15 protein-coding genes and 1 pseudogene are annotated in these 22,134 nt (G+C 61.6%); 1 reads left to right on the plus strand and 15 read right to left on the minus strand.

Annotated features, from left to right (window positions below):
• Positions 1-82: 82 nt before the first annotated feature.
• From BLU24_RS07955 to arcD (BLU24_RS07995), 9 genes are all read right to left on the minus strand, one after another.
• Positions 83-1,459: an L-serine ammonia-lyase gene (locus tag BLU24_RS07955; protein ID WP_093098989.1), complete on the minus strand. Its 1,377-nt coding sequence runs from the start codon at positions 1,457-1,459 to the stop codon at positions 83-85.
• A 201-nt stretch (positions 1,460-1,660) separates the two neighbouring features.
• Positions 1,661-4,513, minus strand: coding sequence for an aminomethyl-transferring glycine dehydrogenase (gcvP, locus tag BLU24_RS07960; RefSeq protein ID WP_093098992.1), 2,853 nt, complete (start codon positions 4,511-4,513; stop codon positions 1,661-1,663).
• 11 nt (positions 4,514-4,524) lie between these two features.
• Positions 4,525-4,908, minus strand: coding sequence for a glycine cleavage system protein GcvH (gene gcvH / locus BLU24_RS07965; RefSeq protein WP_093098996.1), 384 nt, complete (start codon positions 4,906-4,908; stop codon positions 4,525-4,527).
• A gap of 431 nt (positions 4,909-5,339) precedes the next feature.
• On the minus strand, positions 5,340-6,848 hold the full coding sequence (locus BLU24_RS07970) for a sigma-54-dependent transcriptional regulator (protein ID WP_093098999.1): 1,509 nt from the start codon (positions 6,846-6,848) through the stop codon (positions 5,340-5,342).
• A 246-nt stretch (positions 6,849-7,094) separates the two neighbouring features.
• Positions 7,095-7,457 carry a DUF5064 family protein gene (locus BLU24_RS07975; protein ID WP_093099002.1) on the minus strand — a complete coding sequence of 121 codons (363 nt, stop codon included), beginning with the start codon at positions 7,455-7,457 and terminating at the stop codon, positions 7,095-7,097.
• 56 nt (positions 7,458-7,513) lie between these two features.
• A complete protein-coding gene (arcC, locus tag BLU24_RS07980; RefSeq protein WP_093099005.1) occupies positions 7,514-8,449 on the minus strand; it encodes a carbamate kinase in 936 nt (311 codons plus the stop codon).
• 153 nt (positions 8,450-8,602) lie between these two features.
• A complete protein-coding gene (locus BLU24_RS07985; RefSeq protein ID WP_053123054.1) occupies positions 8,603-9,613 on the minus strand; it encodes an ornithine carbamoyltransferase in 1,011 nt (336 codons plus the stop codon).
• A 68-nt stretch (positions 9,614-9,681) separates the two neighbouring features.
• Positions 9,682-10,938 (minus strand): arginine deiminase, encoded by a 1,257-nt coding sequence (gene arcA, locus BLU24_RS07990; RefSeq protein WP_093099008.1) that lies wholly within the window; start codon positions 10,936-10,938, stop codon positions 9,682-9,684.
• A gap of 35 nt (positions 10,939-10,973) precedes the next feature.
• Positions 10,974-12,401, minus strand: a complete 1,428-nt coding sequence (arcD, locus tag BLU24_RS07995; RefSeq protein ID WP_093099011.1) for an arginine-ornithine antiporter — start codon at positions 12,399-12,401, stop codon at positions 10,974-10,976.
• Positions 12,402-12,840: 439 nt separating this feature from the next.
• Between arcD (BLU24_RS07995) and arcD (BLU24_RS08000) the strand changes: the two genes are divergently transcribed.
• Complete coding sequence (gene arcD / locus BLU24_RS08000) at positions 12,841-14,268, plus strand: arginine-ornithine antiporter (RefSeq protein WP_093099014.1); 1,428 nt, start codon at positions 12,841-12,843, stop codon at positions 14,266-14,268.
• Positions 14,269-14,397: 129 nt separating this feature from the next.
• On the opposite strand, the gene BLU24_RS08005 is transcribed toward arcD (BLU24_RS08000), so the two are convergent.
• The 6 genes and pseudogenes from BLU24_RS08005 to BLU24_RS08025 form a co-directional block, all read right to left on the minus strand.
• Positions 14,398-15,744, minus strand: a complete 1,347-nt coding sequence (locus tag BLU24_RS08005) for a CoA transferase (protein WP_093099017.1) — start codon at positions 15,742-15,744, stop codon at positions 14,398-14,400.
• A 199-nt stretch (positions 15,745-15,943) separates the two neighbouring features.
• On the minus strand, positions 15,944-16,699 hold the full coding sequence (locus BLU24_RS28170; RefSeq protein WP_430523244.1) for a methyl-accepting chemotaxis protein: 756 nt from the start codon (positions 16,697-16,699) through the stop codon (positions 15,944-15,946).
• Positions 16,700-16,849: 150 nt separating this feature from the next.
• Positions 16,850-18,082, minus strand: a pseudogene (locus BLU24_RS28175) (cache domain-containing protein); the annotation flags it as partial.
• 192 nt (positions 18,083-18,274) lie between these two features.
• Positions 18,275-18,670, minus strand: a complete 396-nt coding sequence (locus BLU24_RS08015) for a YbaN family protein (protein ID WP_093099025.1) — start codon at positions 18,668-18,670, stop codon at positions 18,275-18,277.
• Positions 18,671-18,833: 163 nt separating this feature from the next.
• Positions 18,834-19,430, minus strand: coding sequence for a biliverdin-producing heme oxygenase (locus tag BLU24_RS08020; RefSeq protein ID WP_093099028.1), 597 nt, complete (start codon positions 19,428-19,430; stop codon positions 18,834-18,836).
• A gap of 110 nt (positions 19,431-19,540) precedes the next feature.
• The gene (locus BLU24_RS08025; protein ID WP_093099031.1) at positions 19,541-22,126 is read right to left on the minus strand and encodes a TonB-dependent receptor; all 2,586 of its coding nucleotides are present in this window, start codon (positions 22,124-22,126) and stop codon (positions 19,541-19,543) included.
• Positions 22,127-22,134 lie beyond the last annotated feature (8 nt).

A 22,134-nucleotide genomic window follows, 5' to 3' on the forward strand; every position in this document is an offset into this window, starting at 1 on the left:
TTGAAATTCGGTTCAGGTGAAGGGCAAGATCAAGAGCCCCTCACCCCAGCCCTCTCCCGGAGGGAGAGGGGGCTAGTTACGTTCAGCATTCGATAATGTTGACCGCCAGGCCGCCGCGGGCGGTTTCCTTGTATTTGCTTTTCATGTCGGCGCCGGTCTGGCGCATGGTGCGGATGACTTTGTCGAGGGAAACGAAATGCTGGCCGTCGCCGCGCATGGCCATGCGCACCGCGTTGATCGCTTTCACCGAGCCCATCGCGTTGCGCTCGATGCACGGTACTTGCACCAGCCCGCCAATCGGGTCGCAGGTCAGGCCGAGGTTGTGTTCCATGCCGATTTCCGCGGCGTTCTCGACTTGCTGCACGCTGCCACCGAGCACTTCGCACAACGCGCCGGCCGCCATCGAACAGGCGACGCCGACTTCACCCTGACAACCGACTTCGGCGCCGGAGATCGAAGCGTTTTCCTTGTAAAGAATGCCGATCGCCGCAGCGGTCAGCAGAAACCGCACGACGCCGTCGTCATTCGCGCCGGAGATAAAACGCATGTAGTAATGCAGCACGGCCGGAATGATCCCCGCCGCGCCGTTGGTTGGCGCCGTGACCACGCGCCCTCCGTTGGCGTTTTCTTCGTTGACCGCCAGCGCATACAGGTTGACCCAGTCGAGCACTGACAGCGGATCGCGCAGCGCCGATTCCGGGTTTTTGCAAAGCTGTCGGTGCAGCGCCGCCGCCCGGCGTTTCACTTTCAGACCACCGGGCAAAATACCTTCGTTACGGCAACCCGCCGCGACGCAGTCCTGCATCACCTGCCAGATCTTCAGCAGACCGGTGCGAGTCTCCGCTTCCGGGCGCCAGGCGCTTTCGTTGGACAGCATCACCTGGCTGATCGACAGGCCGTAGGTGCTGCAATGTCCGAGCAAGTCCTTGGCGCTCTTGAACGGGAACGTCAGCGGTGTGGCGTCCTCGACGATGCGGTCAGCACCGGCGGCATCCTCATCGACGACAAAACCACCGCCCACCGAGTAGTACTCACGGCTGCGAATCTGCAGCCCCGCCGCATCGAAGGCGCGGAAAATCATGCCGTTGGGGTGATAGGCCAGCGGTTTGCGAATCATCGCCAGATGTTCTTTCTCGTTGAACGCAATGCTCTGTTCGCCGAGCAGGTTCAGCTGGCCGCTGCCACGAATCTCTTGCAGACGCGCGGTGACGGTTTCGGTGTCGACGGTGTCCGGGTGCTCGCCTTCGAGGCCAAGCAGCACGGCCTTGTCGCTGCCGTGTCCTTTGCCGGTGGCGCCGAGCGAGCCGTACAGCTCGACGCGAACGCTGGCGGTGGCCGCCAGCAGGTTTTCACGCCGCAGACCTTCGGCGAAACGCGCCGCCGCGCGCATCGGCCCGACGGTATGGGAACTGGAAGGGCCGATGCCAATCTTGAACAGGTCGAACACGCTTAACGACATGAGTGTTTCTCCGGTTTCTTGTTATGGGAATTGGCTAAATATCAGGCTTGATCCGTTCCTGTGGGAGCTGGCTTGCCAGCGATGGCGGTGTGTCAGGCAACAGAGATTGAAACTGATCCACCCTCATCGCTGGCAAGCCAGCTCCCACAGGGATCCGTGGTGTTCTCGCGAAAGGGGCAGGCAAACCCGCCCCTCATTCCCTTAAGCGTAGCTTTCGATCGACGGGCAGGCGCACACCAGGTTGCGGTCGCCGAAGACGTTGTCGACGCGACCGACCGGTGGCCAGTACTTGCCTTCAACCAGCGACGCCACCGGGTACACCGCTTGCTCGCGGCTGTACGGATGAGTCCACTCGCCCACCAGTTCCGCCGCGGTGTGCGGGGCGTTTTTCAGTGGGTTGTCGTCTTTGTCCAGGGTGCCGTTTTCCACTGCGCGGATTTCTTCGCGGATGCGGATCATGGCGTCGCAGAAGCGGTCCAGTTCTTCTTTGGATTCGCTTTCGGTCGGCTCGATCATCAGTGTGCCGGCGACCGGGAAGGACATGGTCGGGGCGTGGAAACCGAAGTCGATCAGGCGCTTGGCGACGTCATCGACGCTGATGCCGCTGCTGTCTTTCAATGGGCGCAGATCGAGAATGCACTCGTGCGCCACCAGCCCGTTGCTGCCGGTGTACAGCACGGGATAATGCTCTTCGAGGCGACGGGAAATGTAGTTGGCGTTGAGGATCGCCAGTTGCGAAGCGCGCTTCAGACCGGCGCCGCCCATCATGCGGATGTACATCCAGGTGATCGGCAGAATGCTCGCGCTGCCGAACGGTGCCGCGCAAACTGCGCCTTCCTTGCGTTCCATCTGGCCGTGGCCCGGCAGGAACGGAGTCAGGTGCGACTTGACGCCGATCGGGCCGACGCCCGGGCCGCCACCGCCGTGAGGAATGCAGAAGGTCTTGTGCAGGTTCAAGTGCGACACGTCGCCGCCGAACTTGCCCGGTGCGCAGAGGCCGACCATCGCGTTCATGTTGGCGCCGTCGATGTACACCTGGCCGCCGTTGTCATGAATGATCGCGCAGATTTCGCGGATGCCTTCCTCGAACACGCCGTGGGTCGACGGGTAGGTGATCATCAGTGCGGCGAGGTGTTCGCGGTGCTCGATGGCTTTGGCGCGCAGGTCTTCGATGTCGACGTTGCCACGCGCATCGCACGCGGTGACGACGACGCGCATGCCGGCCATGTTGGCGGTGGCCGGGTTGGTGCCGTGGGCCGACGACGGGATCAGGCAGATGTCGCGGCGTTCATCGCCACGGCTCTGGTGGTAGGCGCGGATCGCCAGCAGGCCGGCGTACTCGCCTTGCGAACCGGCGTTCGGCTGCAGCGAGATCGAGTCGTAGCCGGTAGCGGCGCAGAGCATCGCTTCCAGTTCATCGGTCAGTTGCTGGTAACCAGCGCTTTGTGCGGCCGGGGCGAACGGGTGCAGCGCACCGAATTCGGCCCAGGTCACCGGGATCATCTCGCTGGCGGCGTTGAGTTTCATGGTGCACGAGCCCAGCGGGATCATCGTGCGATCCAGTGCCAGGTCCTTGTCCGCCAGTTTGCGCAGGTAGCGCATCAGCTCGGTTTCCGAGTGATAACGGTTGAACACCGGGTGGCTGAGAATCGGCGACTGGCGAACCAGCGAGGCCGGAATGGTGCTCTGCACCGACGCGGCCAGCGCAGCGAAGTCCGGCAGGGTCTTGCCGTCAGCGAACAGGCCCCACAGGGTTTCGATATCGGGCTGGGTGGTGGTTTCGTCGACAGAAAGGCCCAGGCGCTCGGCGTCGATGACGCGCAGGTTGATCTGCGCCGCGTGCGCCTTGTCGTGCAGCGCGGCGGTTTGCGCGCCGGTGGCCACAGTCAGGGTGTCGAAGAAACTGGTTTGTTCGACGTTAGCGCCCAGAGCAGTCAGGCCCTTGGCCAGAATCGCGGTCAGGTGATGCACGCGGTTGGCGATCTGCGTCAGGCCTTTCGGGCCGTGATACACGGCGTACATGCTGGCGATGTTGGCCAGCAGCACCTGCGCGGTGCAGATGTTCGAAGTGGCTTTCTCGCGACGGATATGTTGCTCGCGGGTCTGCATGGCCAGACGCAGCGCCGGCTTGCCGAAGCGGTCAACCGAAACACCGACCAGACGGCCCGGCATGTCGCGCTTGAACGCATCTTTGGTGGAGAAGTAAGCGGCGTGCGGGCCACCGAAGCCCAGCGGTACGCCGAAGCGTTGCGCCGAACCGATTGCCACGTCAGCACCGAACTCGCCCGGGGCGGTCAGCAGGGTCAGGGCCAGCAGATCGGCAGCGACCGCAACCAGCGCATGGGCGGCGTGGAAGCGTTCAGTCAGTTCGCGGTAGTCGAACACATCGCCGTTGCTGGCCGGGTATTGCAGCAGTGCGCCGAAAAACGGCGTCACGTCGGTCAGTTCGCGCTCATCGCCGACCACGACGTCGATGCCCAGCGGCTCGGCACGGGTGCGCAGCACGTCGAGGGTTTGCGGGTGGCTGTGGATCGAGGCGAAGAACTGGTGGCTGCCCTTGTTCTTGCTCAGGCGTTTGCAGAAGGTCATGGCTTCGGCAGCGGCGGTGGCTTCGTCGAGCAAAGAGGCGTTGGCGATCGGCAGGCCGGTGAGGTCGCTGATCAGGGTCTGGAAGTTCAGCAGCGCTTCGAGACGGCCCTGGGAAATTTCTGGCTGGTACGGCGTGTACGCGGTGTACCACGCCGGGTTTTCCAGCAGGTTGCGCAGGATCGGCGAGGGTGTGTGGCAGTTGTAGTAGCCCTGGCCGATGTAGGTCTTGAACAGCTGATTCTTGCCGGCGATGGATTTGATCATCGCCAGGGCATCGGCTTCGCTGAGACCGTCGTCCATGCCGAGCACGCTGGTGCCCTTGATGCTTTCCGGGATGACGCTGGCGCTCAGGGCTTCGAGAGAATCGAAGCCGAGGCTGTTGAGCATGGCTTGCTCGTCGCCGGCGCGCGGGCCGATGTGACGGGCGATGAATTCGTTGGCGGTGCTGAGGTTTACTTGGGTCATGACGTTATTCCTCAGGCTTCGGCTTGGGCTTTGATCAGACGGTCGTAAGCGTCCTGATCGAGCAGTTTGGCAACGGCCGCGGCGTCGCTTGGCTGGAAGCGGAAGAACCAGCCTTGGCCCAGCGGGTCTTCGTTGACCAGTTCCGGGGCATCTTCCAGCGCCGGGTTGACTTCCAGTACGTCGCCATCGAGCGGCATGTACACGCCGCTGGCAGCTTTTACCGATTCGACGGTGGCGGCTTCGGCGCCTTTTTCGTAGGTCTGCAGCTCAGGCAGTTGCACGAACACCACGTCGCCCAGGGCGTTCTGCGCGAAAGCGGTAATGCCGACAGTAACGCTGCCGTCAGCTTCGGTGCGCAGCCATTCGTGATCTTCAGTAAAACGCAACTCGCTCATGGAAACTCCTCAGGGGCCAGACTCGTCTGGTGGACGCGGTGGAAAGCGTGGGCGGTGATGCCCTTATTGATGAGGAGATGAGTAGCAAGAATGCGGCCAATAAGATTTTTGTGTTTCTAATCAATGAGTTAGCGATTATTGGGCGCGGGGCTCAAGTGATAGGTGTAGCGAAATCGCTACAGGCGAAGGCGAGGAAAAAAGCTTAACGGGATCAAAGCCTTGCACAGCGCTGATCAGAGGAGGGTGTATCGATATCGTTCCGCTGTAGCGGTTTCAGTACAGATGGAGGTCGTTTTTGAGCGGATTTCGAATCCGCCCCTTTCCTTGTGGGAGCTGGCTTGCCAGCGATAGCGGTGGACCAGTCACCATCAATGGTGCCTGTGCCGCCGTCATCGCTGGCAAGCCAGCTCCCACAGGTTTTTGCGTTGTGTTCAGGGCTTGTTGGTTATGCCGTACTTGCGCAGCCGGTGGGCGATCGCGGTGTGCGAGGTCTGCAAACGGCTCGCCAGTTGTCGGGTTGACGGGTAGCTCACATAGAGCTTTTCCAGCAGTTCGCGCTCGAACCCTTCGACTGCCTGTTCAAGGCTGTCGACGTCGGTGTCGGTCTGCCGCGCGACCGAGGTGCCGGCGATGTCGAGGTCGCCGATATCCACCAGGCTGCTTTCACAGATCGCCGCCGCGCGGAAGATCACGTTCTGCAGCTGCCGCACATTGCCCGGCCAGCGGTTGCCGAGCAGCGCCGGGTAAGTCCCCGGCGCGAGGCGGCAGACCGGGCGTTGAATCTGCGCGCAGGCTTGCTGCATGAAATAGCGTGCGAGCAGCAGAATGTCCTGGCCGCGTTCGCGCAGCGGCGGCACTTCGACGTTGAGCACGTTGAGGCGATAGAACAGGTCCTCGCGGAACAGGCCTTCGCTGACCATTTTTTCCAGATCGCGATGGGTGGCGCTGAGGATGCGCACATCGACCTTTACTTCGCGATCACCGCCCACCCGGCGGAAACTGCCGTCGTTGAGAAAACGCAGCAGTTTGGCTTGCAGGTACGGTGACATTTCGCCGATCTCATCGAGAAACACCGTGCCCTGGTTGGCCAGCTCCATCAGCCCCGGTTTGCCACCGCGCGCTGCTCCTGTGAAAGCGCCGGGGGCGTAGCCGAACAGTTCGCTTTCGGCGAGGTTCTCTGGCAACGCTGCGCAGTTGAGGGCGAGAAACGGCGCACTGTGGCGCGCGCTGATCGCATGGCAGGCGCGGGCGACCAGTTCTTTACCGGTGCCGGTTTCGCCCTGGATCAGCAGCGGCGCATCCAGCGCGGCAACCCGCTGCGCGCGGGCCTTGAGGGTGCGGATTGCCGGGGATTCGCCGAGCAGCGCATCGAAGCCTTCGGCGTGATCGTGGTGCAGTGCCGAGAGCTGTTCGCCGATGCGGTTCGGTTGATACAAGGTCAACAGCGCGCCAGCGTCGGTGATCGGCGTGGCGTCGAGCAGCAGGGTCTGGCCGTTGACGGTGATCTCGCGCAGCGGCAGGCGAAAGCCATGTTCGAGCAGGGTGTCGAGCAGCGCCGGGTCGTTGAACAGTTCCGCGACACTTTCCCCGGCCGGTTCGCGACCGTACAGCGCGATCAACGCCGGGTTGGCTAGCAGCACCTTGCCGGCGCTGTCGAGGGCCAGCACCGGGTCGGTCATCGCCGCCAGCAGGGCATCGAGTTGCAGGTGCCGACGCTGGCCGGGAAGGATGTCGACCACCGTCACCGCCTCGACGCCACGGACCCGAAACAGCGCATCCTTGAGCTCTTCAAGCACTTGCGCGCTCAGGGTCGGCGCGTCGATGTAGACGTTCGGCGGGATCATCTCCACCGCATCCAGATTGAGATTGCGCCCACCGAGGATAGCCAGGACTTCCTGGGTAATGCCGACGCGGTCGATGAAGCTGACGTGGATACGCATGGGGCGGTTCAGTGATCTGCGGAGCGGAGCGCGCAAGTATGCCTTAAATTAAAAGCACCCTCACCCCAGCCCTCTCCCGGAGGGAGAGGGGGCCGACCGAGGTGTCTTGGGTGTGGTACTTCGACCTGAAAGATCGAGTCGATTATGGATTCAGTGACGCAGTATCAGGACGGCGTAATTCCGAAGCATCCACCGTTCAGTCCCCTCTCCCTCCGGGAGAGGGCTAGGGTGAGGGGCTTTTGATCTTTATTCGAAATGCTCAGGATTCACCGGATCCCCGGAGTGCATATTCAGCTTCTGCCGAATGTCCTCGAACATCAGATCGTAATGCTTGTGCACCGAGCCGATCTGGCTGTGGGTCTTGGGAATCCCGTACTTCTCGGCAATCCGCGTCACGTCGCGGGCGAAGTTGTAGGCCTCTTCCCTGGGCAGGAAAAACACCTCTTTCAAGTCCTTGCCTTGCATGCTGCCATGCAGGGTGAACTGAATGCCTTGGCCTTTCTGCGGATCGGTGAACACTTCGTAGTCCAGATGCACGTTGTAATTGACGTCATCGTCGGACAGCGCGTGTCGCTCGATGTGCAAATGACCAGGTTCGAATTGGGCCATTGAGTTACTCCTTTCAAGGCATGGGAGAAGGGCAGGCCCAGGGCCTGCCCCCGGAGTTATTGTTCTCGGTAGCTGATGCCGGGCTTGGCCGTGGTCACACGGGTACCGGCGGTGCCTTGCACGATCGCTTCGATATCTGCCAGCGAACCGATCACTGCAACCTTGCCAGTATGGCGCGCGAATTCGCAGGCTGCCTGCACCTTCGGTCCCATGGAGCCGGCGGCGAAACCCAGCCGTTCGAGTTCGTCCGGGTGCGCTTCGGCGATGGCTTTCTGCGTCGGTTTGCCATAGTCGATGAACGCCGCATTGACGTCGGTAGCGATCACCAGCAGATCGGCCTCCAGCTGTTCAGCGAGCAGCGCCGAACACAGGTCCTTGTCGATCACCGCCTCGATGCCCTTGAGGTTGCGCTGCTCGTCGTACATTGTCGGAATCCCGCCGCCGCCGGCGCAGATCACGATGCTGCCTTTGTCGAGCAGCCACTTGATCGGGCGGATTTCGAAGATGCGTTTCGGCCGTGGGCTGGCCACCACACGACGGTATTTGTCGCCGTCCGGGGCAATCGCCCAGCCTTTCTCGGCGGCGAGTTTTTCCGCTTCGGCCTTGTCGTAGACCGGGCCGATCGGTTTGGTCGGGTTCTTGAAAGCCGGGTCGTTGGCGTCGACTTCGACCTGAGTAAGCAGGGTGGCGAACGGCACTTCGAAGTCGAGCAGGTTGCCCAGTTCCTGTTCGATGATGTAGCCGATCATGCCTTCGGTTTCGGCGCCGAGGACGTCCAGCGGGTACGGGCTGACCGAGGTGTAGGCCGCCGCTTGCAGCGACAGCAGGCCGACTTGCGGGCCATTGCCGTGGGCGATGACCAGTTGGTTGCCGGGATGAATCTTGGCGATTTGCTCGGTGGCGATGCGGATGTTGGCGCGCTGGTTGTCAGCGGTCATCGGCTCGCCACGGCGGAGCAGGGCGTTGCCGCCCAGAGCTACGACGATACGCATGGTGCATGTCCTTCTAGAAAACAGGAAAGGCAAACGACTCGGTTAACTGTAGGAGTGAGCCTGCTCGCGATGACGGAGTCTCAGTCGACATCAATGTTGAATGTCGGACCGCTATCGCGAGCAGGCTCACTCCTACATGACGCGTTGTGGGACTTAGAGATCAGCCAGGGTCGAGACCAGAATCGCCTTGATCGTGTGCATGCGGTTTTCCGCTTGCTCGAAGGCGATGCAGGCGGGCGACTCGAACACGTCGTCGGTCACTTCGATGCCGTTTTTCAGGTGCGGATACTGCTCGGCAATCTGCTTGCCGACCTTGGTATCGCTGTTGTGAAACGCCGGCAGGCAGTGCATGAACTTGGTGCGCGGGTTGCCGCTGGCTTTCATCAGTTCGGCGTTGACCTGATACGGCAGCAATTGCTGGATGCGCTCGGCCCAGGCTTCCACCGGTTCGCCCATCGACACCCAAACGTCGGTGTGGATGAAGTCGACGCCTTTGACGGCGGCTTTCGGATCTTCGGTCAGGGTGATGCGCGCGCCACTTTCTTCCGCATATTTATGGCAACGCTCAACCAGATCGTCCAGCGGCCACAGGGCCTTCGGCGCGCAGATGCGCACGTCCATGCCCAGTTTGGCGCCGATCAGCAGCAGCGAGTTGCCCATGTTGTTGCGCGCATCGCCGAGGTAGGCGTAGCTGATTTCGTGGATTGGCTTGTCGGCGTGTTCACGCATGGTCAGCACGTCGGCGATCATCTGGGTCGGGTGATATTCATCGGTCAGGCCGTTGAACACCGGCACCCCGGCGAACTTGGCCAGCTCCTCGACGATCTCCTGTTTGAAGCCACGGTATTCGATTGCGTCGTACATGCGCCCGAGCACGCGGGCGGTGTCCTTCATGCTTTCCTTGTGGCCGATCTGCGAGGAATTCGGGTCGATGTAGGTAACGTTGGCGCCTTGGTCGTAGGCGGCGACTTCGAACGCGCAACGGGTGCGGGTCGAGGTTTTTTCGAAGATCAGGGCGATGTTGTTGCCCTTCAGGTGTTGTTGCTCGGTGCCGGTGTATTTCGCGCGTTTCAGATCGCGGGACAGGTCGAGCAGGTAACGCAGCTCACGTGGGGTGTGGTGTTCCAGGCTGAGCAGGTTACGGTTGTGGATGTTAAAAGCCATGATGGATCTCCTTCGGTGTCGGTTATCCCCCTGGCTGCACTCGGTAAGTGCCGGCCAGGGCTCAGAGGTTAGTAATCGATCGGGTCGCGGATGATCGGGCAGGTCATGCAGTGGCCGCCGCCGCGGCCGCGGCCCAGTTCGCCGGCGCTGATGGTGATGACTTCCACGCCGGCCTTGCGCAGCAGGGTGTTGGTGTAGGTGTTGCGGTCGTAGCCGATGACCACGCCCGGTTCCACCGCCACCACGTTGTTGCCGTCGTCCCATTGCTCGCGTTCGGCGGCGAAGCTGTTGCCGCCGGTTTCCACCACGCGCAGCTTGGGCAGGTTGAGCGCCGCGGCGACGGTGTCGAGGAAACTGCCTTCTTCGCGGCGAATGTCGATGCCGCCCTGTTTGCTGTCGTCAGGGCGCAGGGTGAAGGCGACGATCTGGTTGACCACTTCGGGGAAGATCGTCACCAGGTCGCGGTCGCAGAAGCTGAACACGGTGTCCAGGTGCATCGCTGCGCGGGATTTCGGCAGGCCGGCGACGATGACTTTTTCCACGGCTTTGTTCTTGAACAGGTTCAGCGCCAGTTGGCCGATGGCCTGACGCGACGAACGTTCGCCCATGCCGATCAACACCACGCCATTGCCGATCGGCATGACGTCGCCGCCCTCAAGGGTGGAGCTGCCGTGATCCTTGTCCGGGTCGCCGTACCAGATCTCGAAGTCGGCGTTGGTGAACTGCGGATGGAATTTGTAGATGGCGGTAGTCAGCAGTGTTTCCTGACGGCGCGCTGGCCAGTACATCGGGTTGAGCGTCACGCCGCCGTAGATCCAGCAGGTGGTGTCGCGGGTGAACTGAGTGTTCGGCAGCGGCGGCAGAATGAAGCTGGAGTGGCCGAGGAAGTCGCGGAACATCTGGATGGTCTTGCCACCGAAGCTGTCCGGCAAATCGTCGGCGGAAACCCCGCCGATCAGAAACTCGGCAATGTGCCGTGGCTCGAGGCTTTTCAGCCAGGATTTGACTTCGTTGATCAAGCCCAGGCCTACCGAGTCGGCGGTGACCTTGCGCTCAAGAATCCAGTCCAGTGCCTCGGGGATGGCGACGATGTCGGTGAGCAGGTTGTGCATTTCCAGCACATCGATGCCGCGCTCACGCATCTTGGTGACGAAGTCGAAGTGATCACGCTTGGCCTGCGCCACCCACAGCACGTCGTCGAACAGCAGTTCATCGCAGTTGTTCGGGGTCAGCCGCTGATGGGCCAGACCTGGGGAGCAGACCATGACTTTACGCAGTTTCCCGGCTTCGGAATGGACGCCGTACTTCACTTTTTCCGTGGTCATTTCAATGTTCCTCCAGATGACAATTCAATCAGGGGTTACAGCGTCAGGAAGCCATCGTAGAGACCGTAGGCCGCCACGACGGCGCCTATGACCACTGCGGCGAAAATCAGCTTCTCGACGTTGGTGAAAATCGCTTGCTTGAGTTCCAGCTTGGCCTTGGCGAACAGGATCGCGCCGGGTGCGTAGAGCAGGGCCGAGAGCAGCAGATACTTGACCCCGCCGGCATACAGCAGCCACACCGCATAAATCAGGGCGATGCCGCCGATAATCAGATCCTTGCGCCGCTCGGCGGCGAAGCCTTCGTAACTCTCGCCGCGCACCGCCAGCAGCAGGGCGTAAGCCGCCGACCACAGATACGGCACCAGAATCATCGACGTGGCGAGGTAGATCAGCGACAGGTAAGTGCTCGCCGAAAACAGGGTGATGATCAGGAAGATCTGCACCATCGCGTTGGTCAGCCACAGGGCGTTGACCGGTACGTGATTGGCGTTTTCCTTGCGCAGAAACTCCGGCATGGTGTGGTCTTTGGCGGCGGCGAACATGATCTCCGCGCACAGCAGCACCCACGACAGCAGCGCCCCCAACAGCGAGATGATCAGGCCGACGCTGATCAGCACCGCCCCCCAATGCCCGACCACGTGTTCAAGTACCGCAGCCATTGACGGGTTCTGCAGTTTCGCCAGTTCCGGCTGGGTCATGATGCCCAGCGACAGCACGTTGACCAGCACCAGGAACAGCAGCACGGTGATGAAACCGATCACCGTGGCTTTACCGACGTCGGAACGTTTTTCCGCCCGCGCCGAGAAGATGCTCGCGCCCTCGATGCCGATGAACACCCACACGGTGACCAGCATCATGTTGCGCACCTGGTTCATCACACTGCCGAGGTCAGGGTTTTTCACGCCCCAGATGTCGGCGGTGAAGATGTCCAGTTTGAAGGCGAAGACCGCGATCAGCACGAACAGCAGCAGCGGCACGACCTTGGCCACCGTGGTCACCAGGTTGATGAACGCGGCTTCCTTGATCCCGCGCAGCACCAGAAAATGCACGCCCCACAGCAATACCGAGGCGCCGATCACCGCCGCCGGGGTGTTACCTTCACCGAATATCGGAAAGAAATAACCGAGGGTGCTGAACAGCAGCACGAAGTAACCGACGTTGCCCAGCCAGGCGCTGATCCAATAACCCCAGGCGGACGAAAAGCCCATGTAATCGCCGAATCCGGCCTTGGCGTAGGCGTAGACACCGCCGTCCAGGTCCGGCTTGCGATTGGCGAGAGTCTGAAAGACAAAAGCGAGGGTGAGCATGCCGACTGCGGTGATGGCCCAGCCGATCAGCACCGCACCGACGTCAGCACTGGCGGCCATGTTTTGTGGCAACGAAAATATCCCGCCACCGATCATTGAACCGACTACCAGTGCAATCAGTGCACCGAGTCTTAGTTTTCCAGGCGCTTCAGACATTTGCATGACTCCATTGCAGGAGAGAAGAGATCACAGCGTAAATCTGTTGTCTGTTCAAACAGCTGACGTAGATCAGTTCATGGTCACATTCCATTGTTAATGAATGACTTAGGCAACCACTGGTGGCATAAGGCTTTCGTCTGCGAGGCCCGTTCTAGAGGCTTTGTGGCTATGTGTTTGGGAATGGCTATTATTACTTTCGAATTATCACGCTAGTTCTTTTCTGGCGTTTGGCAAATTTTCCGCTGCTGTTTTCAGTACAGAATTGATTAATCAGGATCAGCGCACAGAAATGTCTTAACGTGCTATGCGTTATCGTCGTCGGCTATATATAAGGGGGTTAGCTGAACCTTTATCTGATAAGCATCATCTACCTTCCAGATTTTTAGCCGTTCCTTGTTACAAATAAACTTCGCCACTGTTTTTCAAGGAGACTTGCATGTCGCAACCTACACAGAAGCTGCGACTGGGCGCGCTGATTGCGCTGGTGGTGGGGTCGATGATCGGCGGGGGAATTTTCTCGCTGCCGCAGAACATGGCCGCGCGCGCCGATGCCGGAGCGATTCTGATCGGTTGGGGCATCACCGCCGTCGGCATGCTGACGCTGGCTTTCGTCTTCCAGACCTTGGCCAATCGCAAACCGGAACTGGACTCCGGCGTGTACGCCTACGCCAAGGCCGGGTTCGGCGATTACATGGGTTTTTCCTCAGCATGGGGTTACTGGATCAGTGCCTGGCTGGGCAACGTCGGTTATTTCGTGCTGCTGTTCAGCACCCTCGGCTATTTCTTTCCGGTGTTCGGTCAGGGCAATACGCCGATCGCCATCGGCTGCGCCTCGGTGCTGCTGTGGGCGGTGCATTTTCTGGTGATGCGCGGGATCAAGGAGGCGGCGCTGATCAACCAGTTGACCACCGTCGCCAAGGTCGTGCCGCTGATCATGTTCATTGTCATCGCGGCGGTGGCGTTCAAGGCGGATATTTTCACCCGCGATATTTGGGGCACCAGCAACCCGAATTTCGGCGGGGTGATGGATCAGGTGCGCAACATGATGCTGGTCACCGTGTTCGTGTTCATCGGCATCGAAGGCGCCAGCGTGTACTCGGCGCGGGCGGAGAAACGCAGCGACGTCGGTCGCGCCACGGTGATCGGTTTTATCGGCGTGCTGGCGCTGCTGGTGCTGGTCAATGTGCTGTCGTTGGGCATCATGACCCAACCGGAACTGGCCAATCTGCAGAACCCGTCGCTGGCCGCCGTACTCGAACACATCGTCGGGCCGTGGGGCGCGCTGCTGATCAGCATCGGCCTGGCGATTTCGCTGCTCGGTGCGTTGCTGTCGTGGGCCTTGCTCTGCGCCGAGATCCTGTTTGCCACCGCCAAAGACAAGACCATGCCGGCGTTCCTGACCAAGGAAAACAAGAACCATGTGCCGGTCAACGCGCTGTGGCTGACCAACGCGATGATTCAGATTTTCCTGTTGATCACACTGTTTTCGGCGGGCACTTACACCAGTCTGATCTACCTGGCCTCGTCGATGATTCTGGTGCCGTACCTGTGGTCGGCGGCCTACGCGGTGCTGCTCAGCGGGCGTGGCGAAACCTACGAACAGGCCTCGGCCGAACGCCGCAAGGACCTGCTGATCGGCGGCATCGCCCTGGTGTATGCGGTTTGGTTGCTGTACGCCGGCGGGGTCAAATACCTGCTGCTGTCGGCGCTGTTGTATGCGCCGGGGGTGATTCTGTTTGCCAAGGCCAAGCGTGAGGCGGGGGAGCCGTTGTTTACCACGGTGGAGAAGGGGATTTTTGCCTGTGTGGTGATTGGCGCGGGGTTGGCGGCGTATGGGTTGTATAGCGGGGTGTTGAGTTTGTGAGCTTGGCGATCCGTATTTTATGTTGGCAGCACGGGCCTCATCGCTAGCAGGGCTAGCTCCCACAGGAGATTTGTGAACGACGCAGATCCCCTGTGGGAGCCAGCCCTGCTGGCGATAGCGGCTTTGGATTCACCATTGTGGGCGGTGTGAACCCAGATCTGTGGCCGGCAAATCCCACCAGACCGGCGTCCCGCCAATCTCTACCGGCACGCGCAACCGCCGTGCCGCCCCCCACGCCGTCTGTTCAATCGCCGGATCCTGATCCCGCTCATCCTCAACCCGCAACGGCTCATCCGTCCCCGGCCCATGCTCAATCAACAGCTTCGCCGTACGCGCCAGCGACAACCGCGCCGAACCCCCGCGTCCGTTGGCCAGGCGTTCAGTCAGCAACCGGAGCGCACTCGCCGCCATCAAATACCCGGTCGCATGATCCAGCGCCTGCACCGGCAACGGCGTCGGTTTATCCGCCTGCTGCCAGCGCATCCCGGCTTCGGCGATGCCGCCGCTCATTTGCACCAGGCTGTCGAAGCCGCGCCGGTTGCGCCACGGGCCGCTCCAGCCATAGGCATTCAGGCTGACGTCGATCAACCCCGGCGCCAGTTGCTGCCGACGTTCAAAGCCGAAGCCGAGATGTTCCAGGGCATCGGCACGATAGCCGTGCAGCAGGAGGTCGGCGTCTTTCAACAGACTTTTGAACACCGCGCGATCTGCCGGATCATGCAGATCCAGGCGCGCGCAGCGCTTGCCAAGAGTCATTTCCGGGACGACGCCGGGCTCGTTCCACGTTGGCGAATCGATGCGCAGCACATTCGCGCCGAGTCCGGCGAGAAAGCGGCTGGCCGTGGGGCCGGCCAGCACGCGGGTCAGGTCCAGCACCTTGATCCCGGCCAGCGGGCGCGCGGCCGAGCCTTGCCATGGCAGGGCTTTCTCATGCGCTTGTTCAGTGAAATGCACCAGCGGCTCGGCATTCACCGCCAGCCCTTGTGGGTGCTGCTGCCACTGCGCCCAGCTGCGCATTTCGGCGGCGCACCCGTTGGCTTCGACCACCGCTTGCTCCAGCGCCGTGCCGGTCCATTTTGCGACTTTGGCCGCCATCGCCGCACGGTCGGCGCAGGCACCAAGCACCCGTTCAGCGGCGGCGCGGTGATGTGGGGCGTTGGTGTGCAGGCGAATCCAGCCGTCCTCGGTGGCGTAGTCACCGGCGACCGGGTCCCACAGCGGCGGGACTTGCCAGCCGATCGGGCGGATCGAAGAACTGAACCAAAACGACGCCAGACGTCGATCGACGGCGACGGTCGGTAATTCACCGCTTTGTTGACGGATCAATTCGCTGACCGCTTGACCGGCCGCAGCGAGGCTGGCGCAGGCCAGATCGGTGACGGCGAACGCCGAGGGCAGGGCGCCAAGCCCGTTGAACGCGATTGACGCGGTGGGCAAGCCGAGTGCGGCTTGCAGGGAGGTGAGCAAGTCAGTCATCGAAAACCCTCCGGAGCGAGAGGGCGATGATAGTGCAAAAGAATCGCGGTTTAGATGAAACCGCAGGATCAACACTCACCCCTGTGGGAGCTGGCTTGCCAGCGATAGCGGTGTGTCAGCCACAGAATGGTCAACTGATCTGCCGCCATCGCTGGCAAGCCAGCTCCCACAGGGTTATGTGATGTTGTCAGTTCTGGTGTCAGACGCGGAACTGATCCATCAATTTCATCTGCTGGCTCGCCAGGCTGTTGAGCTGGCTGCTGATCGCGGCCGATTCAGTGGCTTGCCCGGTGAGGGTTTCGGTGACGGTGCGGATCGCCGAGACGTTGCGGTTGACCTCTTCGGCCACGGCGCTTTGCTGTTCGGCGGCGCTGGCGATCTGCAGGTTCATGTCGCTGATCACCGTCACCGCGTCGCTGATCTTGCCCAGCGCATCGACGGCGTGACGAATCTGCCCGGCGTTGTTGTGCGCTTGGGTCTGGCTCGAATGCATGGTCGCGACCACGCCACGGGTGCCGGTCTGGATGCGCTCGATCACCAGGCGGATTTCCTCCACCGAATCCTGAGTGCGCTTGGCGAGGTTGCGCACTTCGTCGGCGACCACGGCGAAACCACGGCCGCTCTCACCGGCACGGGCGGCTTCGATGGCGGCGTTGAGGGCGAGCAGGTTGGTTTGCTCGGCGATGCTGCGGATCACTTCCAGCACCGAGCCGATCTGCTCGCTGTTGACGGCCAGCGCTTCGACTTCAGTCACCGCTTTGCTGACTTCGTCGGCCAGTTGATTGATGTCGCGGGTACTGCGCTCGATGATCGCCATACCGTCCTTGGCCGATTGATCGGCGCCTTTCGCCGCATTGGCGGCGTTCGAGGCGCTGTTGGCGACGTCGTGGGCAGTGGCGCTCATTTCGTTCGACGCGGTGGCGACCTGGTCGATTTCGCGGAACTGCACCTGCATGCCTTCGCTGGTTTGCCGGGCAATTTCCGAAGACTGGTCGGCGGTGCCACGGGCTTCGGTGATGCTTTGCTTGATCTGGGCGATGGTCGGTTGCAGCTTGTCGAGGAAGCGGTTGAACCAGTTCACCAGTTCGCCCAGCTCATCTTTTTTGCTGTAGTTCAGCCGCTGGGTCAGATCGCCTTCGCCGCTGGCGATGTTCTTCAGCATGTCGGCGACGCTGTTGATCGGGCGAGTAACGCCCGAAGCGGTGAGCCAGATCAGCAACAGGCCGACCACACCCGCCACCACAGCGACCAGCAGCGCAGTGATCACACCGGTTTCCTGGGCGTCGTCGAGCACCGCTTGCAACTTCACCGAGTCGGCCAGCAGCACGTGTTTCGGCAAGTCGATGACCACGCCCCAGGCGCGCGAATTGCCGATCGGGTCAACCGGATACACCGCGCGGATCAAATCGCCCTGTTCGAGGATTTTCGGCGTACCGGCGGTGAGCAGTGGCAGCACGTCCTTGCTGTCGACGCCCGGCGTGTCGCCGATCTTCTTGCCGACCTTGCTCGCATCGGCGCTGTCCGCCGCGAGCACGCCGCTGCCGGAAACGATGAGCATGTGCCCGGCGTTGTTGAACAGGTTGCGCTGCGACTCGACGGCGGCGGCTTGCAGGGCATCGAGGGCAATGTCGATACCGACCACGCCGAGGGCTTTGCCGTCGACCATCAAGGGTACGGAAATGGTCGTCATGAGCATTTCCTTGGTCCCGACGGTGTCGGCATACGGGTCGAGCAGGCAGGTGCGCTTGTTGTCGCGAGGGCAGGTGTACCAGCTGTTGTAGGGCGTGCCGCTGACGCTGAGGGTGGTTTTGGTCAGGTCTTCTTCGACCATGATCGTGTTCAGCGCCGCACCGCCGGCGCGGCTCCAGTAAGTGGCGAAGCGCCCGGCTTCGTTGGACTGGCGCGCGGCGTCATCGACGAATTCGCTGTCCTTGCCGTCGAGGCCGTTGGGTTCGAAGGCCAGCCAGATGCCCAGCACCTTGTCGTTGCGCTCGAACGCGGTTTTCAGGCTCTGGTTCAACTCTTCCCGCAGGGCACCGGCGTCGAGCGAGCGCTTGGCGGCCATGACGCGCAAGTCCTTGATCTGGTCGGCCAGCGCGGTGATCACCAGCAGGCTTTCGCCGAAGGTTTTCTGCACACGCACCGCTTGTTCGGCGGCTTTGGCCTGCAGCAGATTCTGCACACTGGCGGTGAGCAACTGGTTGCTGGAGGTGCTGACCAGTTCGTCGTTCTGATTGGTCTGGTACATGTTCATGCCGACGATCAGCGCGACCACACCGAGCAGGCACAGGCCGGAGAGCAGGACGATTTTCAGGCGAATGGAGAGAGAGTCGAACATCGGGCGATCTCGTAAATGGATAAGGAAAGTGACTGTCGGGCAAATGAACTACCCGGTTCGCCAAATCCATTCAGCGCCATGTCTGCTCATCGGCGCGCAACGAGACGGCATGAGGCCGCTGCCGACGAACGGTCAGCGCTAAACGTTTGCGCAGGGGATTGTGCCGAAAACAAGAATAATTACAGGGATGTTTCAGTGTGCAGCGGGGAGGTTTTCCGGGCGCGACCAGATCCACAGGTTGCCCAGCGCCATGCCGGCGATCGCCAGATAGACCGGCCAGCCATGCTCGAGCAGCACCAGCATCAGCGTTGCGCACAGCAGCATGCTGACGGTGGCACTGACCTTGGCCTTGCGCGCGATGATCTTGCCGTTGCGCCAGTTGCTCAGGATCGGCCCGAACAGGCGATGGTTTTCCAGCCAGGCACTCAGACGCGGCGAACTGCGCGTCGCCGCCCACGCGGCGAGCAGGATGAACTCGGTGGTCGGCAGACCGGGCACGACAATCGCGACCAGCCCGATGCCGAGACTGACATAGGCGAGCAGGCCGAACAGCAGGCGGGCGAGTTTTGAGGGGGCGGGTGCGGGCATGGGCTCGGGATTGCAGTGAGGCGAAACGGGGATTCTACAGGCTTGCAGAGATCCCTGTGGGAGCTGGCTTGCCAGCGATAACGGTGGAACAGTCGACATCGTATTGACTGATCTATCGCCATCGCTGGCAAGCCAGCTCCCACAGGGTCTTGTGTTGTATCAGTCAGGCAGGTTCGGCCTCTGTGGCGTAAGCCTGCTCCAGCAGCACGGTAAAGCGATTGAACGCATCGAGCGCGCCTTGCTCGGCTTCGGCTTCTTCTTCAGCCGTAAATTGCAGTGCATCGAGGGTGCGCACGAAGCTCTTCCAGCCTTCGGCACGGCCGCCTTCTGGCTCGCCGAGATGACGCGCGCCAAAGCTTTCGTTCAGCTCCAGCGCCACCGCACGTTTGATCAAAAACGCCGCGCCGAGCTTGGAGCCTTCGGAGACGAAGAGCCAGCCCAGTGCGCGCGCCTTGCTCGGTTTGTTCACGGCACCGGCCACCGGCGCCGGCACTTCGGTGTCGAGGTCAGCCAGGTCTGCCCTGGCAGCTTCGGCACGGCAACGGGCCGGCAGGTCAGGGATGATGGCGGTGAGTTCGGCATCGTTGTACAGCGCGACCAGTTCCGACTGGAACAGGTACTGCGCAACGACAAAACGGGCGAAGCTGGCGCGAGTCTCGAACGGTGCGTGGGCTTTCACCAACGCGTCGAGCTTGCTGTGCGGCTCATGGGTGATCTGGTTCAGGCGTTGCGAACGCAGGGCTTTGTCCGAGGCAGTCATGGGGTGTCCTTGATAAATGAGGCGCTTGATAACAAGACGTACGGGCGGATGCCGGAGAGTAAAAAAACCTCACTGCGCGGCGTATCGCACACGCAGTGAGGTCGGCCGGATCAGATATCCCAGATCAGGTTGATCGCGAAGTTGCGGCCCGGCTGGGTCAGGCGATCAAGGTTGGCCGGTTGAGTGACCGAGGCTTCGCCGACACTGTCGTAACCGCGCACGTCATCCCACAGCCAGTACTGCTTGTCGGTGAGGTTGTAGATGCCGCCGCTGACGGTGACGTCGTCGCTGACCTTGTAATACCCGGCCAGATCGAGAATGCCGAAGCCCGGCGTCTTGAACTGGCTGCTGACGCCGTCCGGCGACTTGAAATTGCTGTCGTCGACGCGGTCCTTTTTCTTCACCACGGTCCAGCTCAGCAAGCCGCCGTAATGGTCCTGGTCGTAACCGAGGCCGAACACGCCGGTCAGTGGGTTGACGCTGTTGATCGGCTCGCCGCTGTCGTTGTTGCGACCGTAGGCGTAGGCGATCGAGCCCTGGGTGTACAGGCCTTGCGGCGCGCCGAACGCATCGAGATTCAAGCGGCCTTTGACTTCCGCACCCTTGATCGTGGCGCGCTTGATGTTGTTGCTCTGGAAGGTCAGTTGATCGTCGCCCGGCTTGACCGCGTCTTCGTTGATGAAATCGCGGTACTTGTTGTAGAACACCGCCACGTCGAACGAGCCGTGCTCGAAATGGCCGCGCAGACCGGTCTCGAAGCTTTTGCTTTTCTCCGGTTCAAGATCGGAGTTCGGCGCGACGGTGTAACCGGTGGTGCTGTTCTCGAAGCGTCCGTACAGCGATTTTGCCGTCGGGGTGCGGAAACCTTCGGCGTACTGGCCGTACCAGGTGTAATTCTCCGTCAGGGCATAGGTCAGGCCGAATTTCGGCGAGACTTTGTGCCAGGTCTTGTTCTTGTCGCTGACGGTGCCTTGGCCGTCGGCGGCCACGGTATTGAGAAATTCCTGGGTGATGTGCGGCTTGAGCTGGGTGTAGTCGTAGCGCAGCCCCGGCAGGAAGGTCCAGTCGTTCCAGCTGATCTGGTCCTGCGCGAACAGGCTGTAGGTGTTGATGGTCGGATCGGGGAAATCGCTGGCCTTGGCCAGCACGTCCGCCGCACTGGTCGCGCCAATTGCCGTGCAACCACGGCCGACGGCCAGACAGGTGCCGTCGCCGCTGCGCGAGCCGGTGACTTTCTGCTGCTTGATCGTGGTGCCGTAGGTCAGCACATGATCGGTGGCACCGAGGGTGAAGGCCTTGTCCAGTTGCGCATCGAAGACCCACTGTTTTTCTTCGTAGATCGTGTCGCGGGTGCGCAGCACTTTGCGGGTGATCGGGTAGTAATACTCTGCGGTGCTCTGGTCGGTCTTGGCGATCTGGTAATTGAGGCTCCACTTCACGTTGTCGACCAGCAGGCTGTCGAGGGCGAACGTGTGCTCGAGGCCAAAGCGCTCACGGCTGATGGTGTCGTTGCCGGTGCGCCACTGGTACATGCCGCCGGGCAGTACGCTGGCGGGGATGGTCGGCGCACCATTGAAGTACGGGCCGCCGTAGGCGCTTTTCTGATCGGTATCGCGGTCGTCCTTGTATTTTTCGTAGGTCAGGCCCAGACGCGAATCGTCGTTGTAGTTCCAGCCGAGCTTGGCTAAAACGTTGGTCGCGCGCACGTCTTCCGGATTGGCGGCGGTGCGCGCAAGGCCGGTGCCGTTGTTGCCGCCGTAGGATTCGGTTTCGTGACCGTCGCGCTGGCTGTAGTGCAGCAAGCCGTCGAATTCACCGGAGCGCCCGGCAACGGTGGCGGATTTCAGCCAGCTGTCGTCAGCCGAGCTGTAACCGGTTTTCAGGCGGGCGCCGAGGTCTTTGCCGGGCTTGATGATGTCGTCGGCATCCAGCGTGTAATAGCTGACCGCGCCGCCGATGGCGTTGCTGCCATACAGCACCGAGGCCGGGCCGCGCAGGATCTCGACGCGTTTGACGATTTCCGGGTCAACATAATTGCGCTGGCTCTTGGCGTAAGGACCGTTGAAGAAACCGTTGGGGATTTCCACGCCATCGACCTGCGTGAGGATGCGGTCGCCGTCGATACCACGGATGTTGTAGCCGCTGATGCCGCCGCGCTGGCCGGCGCCGCCGACGGAAACGCCCGGCTCGTAGCGCACCAGTTCCTTGATGGTGTTGACGTTATTCCGATCGAGGTCTTCGCGGGTCTGCACGGTGACGGTAGCCGGCACGCTGTTGACCGGCTGTTCCTGGCGGGTGGCGCTGATGGTTACCTGATCCAGGTTCAGTGTGCCGCTGCTGTTGCGCTTTTCCAGTACGACGTTGTTGTTACTCAGTTTGCGGAAGCTCAGGTTGGTCCCCACCAACAGCCGCTCGAGGGCTTTCTCCGGCGGCAGCGAACCGCGCACACCCGGCGATGCAACGCCCTGGCCCAGTTCTGCCGGCAGGCCGACCTGCCAACCGGTTACGGCAGTAAAAGCGTTCAACGCCGAAACCAGAGGCTGCTGGCCGATGGCAAACGCGTAATCGCCCATGTTGCGCGCCGGTTGCTCAGGGGCAGCCAGCAGCGGCGCGCTGCCGGCCATGAGGATGGCCGCGGTCAGCAGCGACAGTACGCGGGAAGGGGAAGCGGTCTGGCGGGTAAGGCGTGAGGACATCGATAGCG

Source organism: Pseudomonas sp. Z003-0.4C(8344-21) (assembly GCF_900104975.1).
Taxonomy (GTDB): domain Bacteria; phylum Pseudomonadota; class Gammaproteobacteria; order Pseudomonadales; family Pseudomonadaceae; genus Aquipseudomonas; species Aquipseudomonas granadensis.